The 9,898-nt window shown below is 72.1% G+C and carries 9 protein-coding genes; 3 read left to right on the top strand and 6 right to left on the bottom strand.

Annotated features, from left to right (window positions below):
• Positions 1–70 precede the first annotated feature (70 nt).
• Positions 71–859, bottom strand: coding sequence for a ferritin-like domain-containing protein (locus tag G412_RS0131320; protein WP_028815484.1), 789 nt, complete (start codon positions 857–859; stop codon positions 71–73).
• Between the two features lie 236 nt (positions 860–1,095).
• Complete coding sequence (locus G412_RS0131325) at positions 1,096–2,151, bottom strand: LLM class F420-dependent oxidoreductase (protein ID WP_028815485.1); 1,056 nt, start codon at positions 2,149–2,151, stop codon at positions 1,096–1,098.
• A gap of 173 nt (positions 2,152–2,324) precedes the next feature.
• On the opposite strand from G412_RS0131325, the gene G412_RS0131330 reads away from it, so the two are divergent.
• Together G412_RS0131330 and G412_RS36890 are read left to right on the top strand one after the other, a co-directional pair.
• Complete coding sequence (locus tag G412_RS0131330) at positions 2,325–3,308, top strand: aldo/keto reductase (RefSeq protein ID WP_028815486.1); 984 nt, start codon at positions 2,325–2,327, stop codon at positions 3,306–3,308.
• Positions 3,309–3,793: 485 nt separating this feature from the next.
• The gene (locus G412_RS36890) at positions 3,794–5,986 is read left to right on the top strand and encodes a helix-hairpin-helix domain-containing protein (RefSeq protein WP_106964215.1); all 2,193 of its coding nucleotides are present in this window, start codon (positions 3,794–3,796) and stop codon (positions 5,984–5,986) included.
• 61 nt (positions 5,987–6,047) lie between these two features.
• Here G412_RS36890 and G412_RS0131340 read toward each other — a convergent pair whose 3' ends face one another.
• The gene (locus G412_RS0131340; RefSeq protein ID WP_028815487.1) at positions 6,048–6,743 is read right to left on the bottom strand and encodes a hypothetical protein; all 696 of its coding nucleotides are present in this window, start codon (positions 6,741–6,743) and stop codon (positions 6,048–6,050) included.
• A gap of 47 nt (positions 6,744–6,790) precedes the next feature.
• Between G412_RS0131340 and G412_RS0131345 the strand changes: the two genes are divergently transcribed.
• Positions 6,791–6,979, top strand: a complete 189-nt coding sequence (locus G412_RS0131345) for a DUF5703 family protein (protein ID WP_018535088.1) — start codon at positions 6,791–6,793, stop codon at positions 6,977–6,979.
• Positions 6,980–7,050: 71 nt separating this feature from the next.
• On the opposite strand, the gene G412_RS0131350 is transcribed toward G412_RS0131345, so the two are convergent.
• The 3 genes from G412_RS0131350 to G412_RS0131360 form a co-directional block, all read right to left on the bottom strand.
• A complete protein-coding gene (locus G412_RS0131350) occupies positions 7,051–7,854 on the bottom strand; it encodes a chaplin (RefSeq protein WP_028815488.1) in 804 nt (267 codons plus the stop codon).
• A 144-nt stretch (positions 7,855–7,998) separates the two neighbouring features.
• The gene (gene chpH / locus G412_RS0131355; protein ID WP_028815489.1) at positions 7,999–8,232 is read right to left on the bottom strand and encodes a chaplin ChpH; all 234 of its coding nucleotides are present in this window, start codon (positions 8,230–8,232) and stop codon (positions 7,999–8,001) included.
• Between the two features lie 177 nt (positions 8,233–8,409).
• Entirely contained in the window at positions 8,410–9,744 is a 1,335-nt protein-coding gene (locus G412_RS0131360; RefSeq protein ID WP_028815490.1) for a M20/M25/M40 family metallo-hydrolase, read from the bottom strand.
• Between the last annotated feature and the right edge of the window lie 154 nt (positions 9,745–9,898).

The raw sequence follows: 9,898 nt of genomic DNA on the forward strand, positions 1-9,898 counted from the left end.
TTCGACGGACCGGCACGGCGCCGTTCGACCGACCGGCGCGACGCCATTCGACGGACCGGCGCGGCGCCGTTCAGAGGATTCCGGCGGCGGCCGTCGCCGGGCCGCCCAGCGCGTCGCGCCGCTCCGGCATCGACAGGCTCACCATGCGCCGCTGGCCGCCGAGGCGTTCGTACGCGTACAGGGCGTGGATGCCGGCGGCCAGCGCGGTGGACTTGGCCTTCGGCCACTTGAGGATGCGTCCCATGTGCGCCATGACGGCGAGGCTGACGTCCCGGTAGACGCGGCTCTCCGCCATGGCGCATTCGCGCAGGACGCGCAGGATCGTACGGCCGTGTCCCGCGCGGGCCAGCCGGAGCAGTTCCTCGTGGCAGTACGCGAGGTGGTTCTCCTCGTCGTCGCAGATCGTCCTGAGCGGCCTGCCCGCCTCGGGGTGGTCGCCGAAGTACTTGACCAGCATGTTCATCTGCTCGGCGGCCCGCTGCTCGGTCACCCGGCTGTGCGAGAGGTAGATGAGGATGTCGTCCTCGGTCAGCGGCTCGTCGCGGCGCAGCTTGTCGTGGGCGAGGCCGATGCCGCGCTGTTCGAGCAGCATCGTGTAGTCGGTCTCGGGCGGGACGGGGACGGGTTCGAGCTCCCGCTTATTGAGCAGGGCGTTGAAGAGCCGGCCGTGCTTGTCCTCGTCGGCGCCGTGCCGGGTGATCTTCGGGGCGAGGTACCTCATGCTTTGCGGCACAAGGGCCGCGATCCGGCCGTTCTCCCAGCCGCCCTGGGACTCGCCGCTGGCGGCGATGGAGCAGAAGAGCCGGAAGGAATCGTCGTTGTCGAGGATTTCCTGGAAGACGCTTCGGGCCGACAGCATCGCTGATACCTCCGTGTACCTCCGGGCAGACGTCCGCAAAGAGCAAGTCAAGGGCGGTACGGGACGGCAGGCAACAGCAGCGGCGGTCAACTCCACCGGATGAATGAACCCCGCGGCGGTACGGGCGCGTAACCCCGTCGGGCCGTGCGGCGTTGTTGTGCATGACGGCCGTGGCGGGGAAGACCCCCGAGCCCCCACCACGGCCGCAGACTTCTGTTCCGCTTCCGTCCTGCGGGTTACGCCAGACCGGCGCGCTCCAGAGCGTCGGTGCCGGCCCGCAGGGCGGTGATCCGCTCGTCGAGCGTGAAGCCCGCGGGGGAAAGCGTCAGTGTCGTCACACCGGCCGCTGCGTACGCCTGCATCCGGTCGGCGATCCGCTCGACGGAGCCGAGCAGGGTCGTCTGGTCGATCAGCCGGTGCGGGACCGCGGCGGCGGCGCCGGTCTTGTCGCCGGACAGGTACTTGTCCTGGATCTCGGCGGCTTCCTTCTCGTAGCCCATGCGCTGGGCGAGCTGGTTGTAGAAGTTCTGCTTGCGGCTGCCCATGCCGCCGACGTACAGGGCGGTGTACGGGCGGAACATGTCGGCCAGCGCGCTGACGTCCTTGTCGTCGCCGACCGCGAGCGGGAGCGTGGGGCAGACGTCGAAGCCGTCCATGGTGTGACCGGCCTTCTCGCGGCCCGCGCGGATGTGCCGGATCGCGGTGTCCTCGATGTGCTCGGCAGAAGGGAAGATCAGCAGCGCGCCGTCGGCGATCTCGCCGGTCTGCTCCAGGTTCTTGGGGCCGATCGCGGCGATGTAGAGCGGGATGTGCTCGCGCTGCGGGTGGACGGTGAGCTTCAGCGGCTTGCCCGGGCCGTCGGGCAGCGGCAGCGTCCAGTGCCGGCCCTCGTACGACAGGCGCTCGCGGGTCATGGCCCTGCGGACGATCTCGACGTACTCGCGGGTGCGGGCCAGCGGCTTGTCGAACTTCACGCCGTACCAGCCCTCGGAGACCTGCGGGCCCGAGACGCCGAGGCCCAGGCGGAAGCGGCCGCCGGAGAGGGAGTCGAGGGTGGCGGCGGTCATCGCGGTCATGGCGGGCGCACGGGCCGGGATCTGGAAGATCGCGGAGCCGACGTCGATGCTCTCGGTCTGGGCGGCGACCCAGGAGAGCACGGTGGCGGCGTCGGATCCGTACGCCTCGGCGGCCCAGCAGACGTCGTAGCCGAGCCGGTCCGCTTCCTGCGCGACGGCCAGATTGTCGCCGTCCATCCCCGCGCCCCAGTAACCGAGGTTGATGCCGAGCCGCATGCCGCTCCCCTTACTGATCAGTAACGTCCCTGTGCCGGGGACTCTAGCGCGCGCGGGCACGATCCGTCAGGGGCCCGTCCGGACATCGGCGGAGGTCCGCCCGGACAGCTTGTCCACAGGACTTGTCCACAGGTCTCCTGCCCCCGTGTCCCCGGCCAGTAATCTCAGCGCCCATGGAGCAGAGGCATCTCGGCCGCACGGGCCTGCGCGTATCGAGAATCGGGCTCGGCACCCTCACGTGGGGCCGGGACACCGACGAGCACGACGCCGCCGACGTGTTGAAGGCCTTCTGGGACGCGGGCGGCACGCTCGTCGACACGGCGGACGTGTACGGCGACGGCGATGCGGAGTATCTGCTCGGGCAGCTCGTGGAGCGGCTCGTTCCGCGGCGGGATCTGGTCATCGCCACCAAGGCGGGCAGCGTGCCCGACCCCGACCGGCGCTTCGACGGCTCGCGCGGCCATCTGCTGGCGGCGCTGGACGCGTCGCTGGAGCGGCTCGGCACGGATTACGTCGACGTGTGGCAGGTGCACGCCTTCGACCCGGCGACGCCGCTCGACGAGACGCTCCAGGCGCTCGACATCGCGGTCAGCAGCGGCCGGGCGCGGTATGCCGGGGTGTCCAACTTCTCCGGCTGGCAGCTCGCGAAGGCCGCCACCTGGCAGCTCGCCGCGCCCGGTGTACGTACCCGGCTGGCCAGCACGCAGATGGAGTACTCGCTGCTCCAGCGCGGTGTGGAGCGGGAGGTGCTGCCTGCCGCGCTCGATCTGGGGGTCGGGCTGCTGCCGTCGTCGCCGCTCGGCCGGGGCGTGCTGACGGGCAAGTACCGGCGCACCGTCCCGCCGGACTCGCGCGGCGGCTCGGAGCACCTCTCCGGCTTCGTCGCGCCGTACCTCGACGACGCGGCGAGCCGCATCGTGGACGCGGTCGCGACAGCCGCGGACGGCCTCGCGACGACCCCGCTCCAGGTGGCCCTCGCATGGGTCCGGGACCGGCCCGGAGTGGTGGCCCCGCTCGTGGGCGCGCGCAACGCACGGCAGTTCTCGGCGGCATTGTCAGTGGAGGCGCTTAGTCTTCCAGACGAGATCTGCCAGGCGCTCGACGATGTGTCGGCGCCCGTGCACCGCTATCCCGACCAGGACTGGAGCACGCTGTGACTGCGCTTCCCCGGGGGGCAACCCCCGGCCCCCCGGCTGAACACCGCGACACCACCGCGGCGGCGGGCACCGAGCCGACCGCCGAGTCGGCGGTCCCGGCGCCGGGACCCGCCGGGGACGACGCGAAGCCACACACCGAGCGCGGCACCACGGGCCCGGTGCCCGCTTCCGGAGCCGGCGACCCGGCCGGCGCGGAAGCGGCACAGGCCCCGACGGACGTGACTGAGGACGCAGGTACCGAAGTGCAGCACGACGACACCCCGCAGCCCGCCGCGCAAGCCACGCCGGCCACCGGCGGACACCCGACGCCGTCCGACGAGGGCGCGGCGGGACCAGCCGCCGACGCCGGCACCGGCACCGGCCCGGCGGACGCCGACAGGCCGTCCGCCTCCGGGGACGACAGCCCCGCAGACCGTCCGGCGGGGGCAGGTGAGGAGCCGGCAGAGACCGCGGGGCCGTCGGGCGGTGGCGGTGGCGGTGAAGGCATGGCGGCGGGTGCCGACGGGCGTTCGGGCTTGGCCGACGCGGACGCGACGCGCGCCGAAACGCCGTCCGACGGCGACGGCGACGGCGACGGCGACGGCGACGGTCCAGTGGAGGCTTCCGGTCGTCCCGAAGATACCGGCGGGGGCACGGTCGGCAGCGAGGAGGCCGGCGGTGAAGCGGCGGGCGCCGGGGCGCAACTGTCCGAGGCCGAGGCTGAGATCGCCGCCCAACGGGCGTTGCGGGAACGGATCGAGCGGCGCAAGGCCGAGAAGACCGCGCCGGTCGAGGCCGGTGCCAAGCTGAGCGGGCAGGCCGCCGATCTGCTCGCGGCCGTACGGGCCGTGGAGAGCGGCGCCAAGTCCGGGGACGCGTTCTTCACGTCCCCCGCGCCGCGCCGCGTGGCGCCCGCTCCCGCGCCCACGCCCGGTGCCGGCCCTGCGGCGCCCGCACGGGTGGCCGCGGTGGCCGGGCCCGCCGCCGCCGCGCCCGAGTCGGTGGCTTCGGTACGAGCCGTACTGGCCGAGGGCGGCGCCCCCGAGGCGCTGGCCGCGCCGGTCGCCGGCGTACTCGGGGAGCAGGCCGGGCAGGTCCTGCGGGACGACCCGTGGCAACTGCTGTCGGTACCGGGGGTGCGCCCCGAACAGGCCGACGGGTTCGCGCGCGCCCTGCTCGGCGCCGAGTGCGGGCCCGGCGACGAACGCCGCACGGCGGCGCTCGTCGGCTGGCTCCTGGAGCGGGCGGCGGTCCAGGGTCACACCGCGCTGGAGTCGGGCGCGGTGCGCAAAGCGCTGGCCGAGCACAAGGTGCCCGACCCGGACGAGGCCATTCAGCACGCCGTCGCCGAGGGCGTGGTGCTCGTCTTCCAGGACAGCGGAGCCGATGACTCCGGCAGCGACGAGCCGGTGGAGGTTCTGCTGGGGCTCGACCGGTACGCCCTCGCGGAGGAAAGCCTCGCCGACGGCCTGGCCCGGCTGGCCAGTACGTTCAGCGACGAGGCGGCGGAGGCAAGGAGTTGGGACGCGGGCGGCGTCTCGCCCTCCGCCGCCGAGCTGATCCGAGCCGTCGCGTCGAACGGCCTGGTGGCCCACAGCGGCGGCGAGGCAGCCCGCGCCGAACCGGCCGCGCTGCTCGCCGTGGCACGCGGGCTCGGCCTGCGGGCGTACGCCGCGTCGCACAGCGCCGACGGCCGCCGCCGCCTCGCCGCCGCGATCGACGACGCGTCGGCCTCGGTCACCGTCGCGGGACTGCTCGCCGGTAGCGAAGGCCCCGGCCGGGACGAGGACGGGGCGCTCGCCCTCGACCTGCTGGTCGTGCTGGACGCGCCGCAGCTCGACGTGGAGACCGCCGCCGTCCTCGTGGAGTCACTGGCGGACGGCACCCGGCTCGTCCTCAGCGGCGACCCGGGCGTGCTGTCGTCCGCCGGTGCGGGCAGGGTCTTCGCCGACCTGCTGGCCGCCCGCGCGTGCCCGCACGTCGTGTCGCGTACGCCGGACCCCGGCCCCATCGGTGAGCTGGTCTCCGGCATCGGGATCGGCGAACTGAACCAGGTCGAGGCGCCCGGCAAGGAGGTGGTGATCGTCCCCGTCCGTGACGCGGGCGAGGCCGTGCACCGTACTGTCCAGCTCGTCGCCGACTCGGTGCCGCGCGCCTTTGGACTGTCGCCCGCGCAGATCCAGGTGATCACCCCCGGTCACGGCGGATCCGCCGGCACCCGCGCGCTGAACGCCGCGCTCAAGCAGCGGCTCAACCCCGGTCCGGGCCGGTTCGGCGGCTTCGACCCGGCCGACCGGGTCGCGTACGTCCCGGCACCCGGCAGGACCCTGCCCGGCACGGTCGTGTCGGCGGACGCCGACGGCCTGCACCTCGACTGCGAGGGCACGCCGGTCGTCGTACCGAAGGACCGGGTGGAGACGGCCGTGCGGCACGCCTGGGCGCTGACCGCGCACCAGGCGACCGGGATGCGGTGGCCCGCCGTCGTGGTCGTGCTGCCCGGCGACGCCGCCCCGGCGCTGAGCCGCCCGTGGATCTACACCGCGTTCAGCCGCGGGGAGCGGCACCTGTCCGTGGTCCACGGCGTCGACCAGGCGCTGCCGCGCGCGGTGACGGAGATCCCGGACCGGCCGCGCACCACGCGCCTGCGCACCCTGCTGCAGCCGCCTGCCGAGTCGCCGGCCGCGCAGGACGCCCACTAGAGGCGCGACGGCGGCCGGCGGGCAGTCCCGGCCGGATGTGGTCAGTCCCGGTCGGACGTGGTCAGATCTGGTCGGGGCCGTCGGCCTCATCGAACTCGTCGTCGAAGACCGAGCTGACGTCGAAGCGGCACACGACCCGCTGCGGATCGGCCTGCTCGAACGGGGCGTTCAGCCACTCCCCCGGCTCGGGCGGGTCTTCCGCGGCGGCGACCCACAGGGTGGAATCGCCCTCCTCCAGGCCGAACTCCTTGTGGCGGGAGGCGATTTCATCCGGTTCGTACTCTCCGAAGAGCACCCCGAGAGCGGCATGGACGCTCCCGCCGACGAGCGCCACCGCATTGCCGCGCTCCTCGGCGTCGACGTCGGTGTCGACCTCGACCTCGATCACCGGAGCGTCGATGTCCGGGTCGGCATCGGCGATCCGCTGTGCCTGGGCGAGCAGCCGCTGCGGCTCCACCACCGCGTAGTCGCGGCGGATCAGGACACTTACCGCATTGGGCTCCTCCGGCCCGGTGTAAGGCGGCAGGGAGTCGTCGGATCCCGGAATCTCGAAGGGCGTGACCTCGTCGTACCGGTCGTAGAGCCGCTCGTCGTACGCCTCGGCGGCCGCGGCGAGCTCGTTGAACGCGTCGTAGACGGCAGGGTCGTCGTCCCCGGTGCGGCGTTCGACCGCGTCGAGGTGACGGTCGAGCGCGACTTTGACCGCCTCGGCGGCGGCGCGTACCTCGGCAGCGGTGGGCTGCGCAGCATCAGACATAGTGCAGACGCTATCCGTACCGGGGCTCTGCCCGCACAATAGATGCGATGCCGGAATACGAATTTGTCGACGTGTACGTCCCCCGTGGGGTTTCCCGCAAGGAGGCGACCCGTCTGCTGACCGACCATGCCGAGTACGGACACTGGGAGTTGGACCGACTGAGTCTGCGCCGGGACGGCAGCCGCCGTGTGCGACTGCGCAGGCGCATCATCCGACAGGTGCGCGCCACCTGGTGAAGACGGAGCGGGCCCCGCGATGGCGGGGCCCGCTCCGTTTCCGCGCCGGCCGTACCGGCGCATTTCCTGCCTTACGCCGCGGAACGAGACCGGCGGTACAGCACCGCACCGGCCAGCAGCAGGCCCGCGCCGGCCGGGATCACCACGCCGAGCGGAGCGCCGGCGCCGGTCTGCGCGAGCACGTCGGTGCCCTTGGGCTGGGTGACGGTCTGGCTGTCGGGGCCGTTCGGGGCGCTGGGCTCGCCCGGCGCCGCCGACTCGCCCGGCTCCGCGGGCACACCGGGCTCCGTGGGCTCCTGCGGAGTGCCCGGCTTGCCCGGCTTGCCCGGCTCCGTGGGCTCCGTGGGCTCACCAGGCTTGCCCGGTTCCCCCGGCTTGCCCGGCTCACCGGGCTCGTTCGGAGGCTCGCCGGGGCCCGGTCGCGACGGGGTGCCGGTGGAGTCGTTCGCGCACTCGTTGCCCGTGGCGGCGTTGCCGAGGCCACCGACGGTGACCGTGTTCCCACAGGCGTTCACCGGTACGTGGACCGGCGCCTGGACGTGGTTGCCCGAGCCGACTCCGGGGGAATCGCTCGCGCGCCCCTCGGCCGCCGATCCGCCACCGTGGTTCTTGCCGGGCTTCGTCGAGCCGTGCCCCCCGTTGGCGCAGCTGTTGCCCATGGCGGGGTTGAGCACGCCGACCACATTCACGGTGTTCCCGCACACATTGACGGGGACATGCACGGGAGCCTGCACGGAATTCCCGGAGAGTACGCCCGGGGAGTCCGACGCGGACCCTCCGGCCCCTGAACCGGCGTGCGCGTTGCCGCCGCTCATGGCCAGCAGACCACTAGCGGCCGCCACGGTGATCAGGCTCTTCGTCGTTACCTGACGCATTGGTACGTTCCTCTGCCTTTGCCTTCGCCGAAATGCCCGCGGGACGTTGTCGCCGGCCGCGGGCCGAATTCCCAACGGCCCCGGAGTGCATGGAGCGCACTCCGGGGCCGCCCGGGACTCAGACCCTTACGGGTGCATGCAACGTCACTTGTTGATGCAGGTGTTGCCGACGGCGGGGTTCAGCAGCCCGATCACGGAGACCGTGTTACCGCACGCGTTCACCGGCACGTGGATCGGAGCCTGAACGACGTTGCCCGAAAGCACGCCGGGCGACCCGACAGCAGCACCCTGGGCACCCGCATCGGCGACGGCAATTCCCGCGCCGGCGAGAACCAGACCACCCGTGGCTGCCGCAGCGGCGACGACCTTCTTGATCATTACTTTTCCTCCTTGTTGGCAACGATGCGACCCAGCCGCGGACCGCACACCTTGTAACGAAGGGAAAGCAACGGGGCTACTAGCCTATGGTCGCATTCACTCTTTTCAGTCAAATAGCACGTCCGGCCGATTAGTTGGAAAGTCGTTTCAGTACTTGTCGGCTCACCACTTGTCCGTTCAGCACTTGTCCAGGAAGCGGTCCAGCACGCGCACACCGAACTTCAGCCCGTCGACCGGAACCCGCTCGTCGACGCCGTGGAACATCCCGGCGAAGTCCAGCTCGGGCGGCAGCTTCAGCGGCGCGAACCCGAAGCAGCGGATCCCCAGGTCGTCGAAGGACTTGGCGTCGGTGCCGCCGGAGAGCATGTACGGGACGGCCCGCGCGATGGGGTCCTCGGCCCGCAGCGCCACCTGCATCGCGTCGACGAGGTCACCGTCGAAGCTCGTCTCCAGGGCCTTGTCGCCGTGCACGTCCTCGCGCCGCACGCGCGGGCCGAGGATCCGGTCGAGATCGGCGAGGAACTCGTCCTCGTATCCGGGCAGGAAGCGCCCGTCGACATGCGCGGTCGCCTGCCCCGGAATCACGTTCACCTTGTAGCCGGCGCCGAGCATGGTCGGGGCGGCGGAGTTGCGCAGCGTGGCGCCGATCATCTTCGCGATGCCGCCGAGCTTGGCGAGCGTCGCGTCCATGTCCTCGGGGTCGAGCGGGGTGCCGAGCGCGTCGGAGAGCTCGTCCAGGAAGGACCGTACGGTCTTCGTGACCCGCACCGGCCACGTGTGGCGCCCGAGCCGCCCCACGGCTTCGCACAGCTCGGTGATCGCGTTGTCGTTGTTGGTCATCGAGCCGTGACCGGCGGTGCCGTCCACGGTGAGCCGCATCCAGTGCATGCCCTTCTGCGCCGTCTCGACGAGATACAGCCGCAGGTTCTCGTCGACGGTGAAGGAGAAGCCGCCGACCTCACCGATGGCCTCCGTGACACCCTCGAAGAGGCCCGGATGCTTGTCGACGAGGTGCCTTGCCCCGTACGTACCGCCCGCCTCCTCGTCGGCGAGGAAGGCGAGCACGACATCGCGCGGGGGCTTGCGGCCGCTGCGCATCCGCTCCCGTACGACCGCGAGGGTCATCGCGTCCATGTCCTTCATGTCGACCGCGCCCCGGCCCCACACGCAGCCGTCCGCGATCTCGCCCGCGAAGGGGTGGTGCGTCCAGTCCTGGGCGTTCGCCGGTACGACGTCGGTGTGCCCGTGGATCAGCAGCGCGGGCTTCGACGGGTCCTCGCCCTCGATCCTGGCCACGGTGGAGGCCCGTCCCGGATGGGATTCGAAGATCTGCGGTTCGAGCCCCACCTCGGCGAGCTTCTCCGCGATGTACTCCGCCGCCGCCCGCTCCCCCGGCCCCGAGTGGTCTCCGTAGTTGCTGGTGTCGATCCTGATCAGGTCACGGCAGAGATCGACGACCTCGTCCTCGCCCGAGACCGGGTTGGCCCTGCCGGCCGTCTTCGACTCGCTCACGCTGCTTCCTCCCACTGGCTGTGCTGGTGGTCCCCCTCATCCTCCCGCTGCCCTGGCCGGGGGTGTGATCAGGGGGTCTGAATGTTTGCTATGGTTTTCCACGTCGGAACGGCCCGGGGCCGCGAGACAGACACCTTGTCCGGGTGGCGGAATG

The sequence above is a fragment of the Streptomyces flavidovirens DSM 40150 genome (assembly GCF_000429085.1).
In the GTDB taxonomy this organism is placed as follows: Bacteria; Actinomycetota; Actinomycetes; order Streptomycetales; family Streptomycetaceae; genus Streptomyces; species Streptomyces flavidovirens.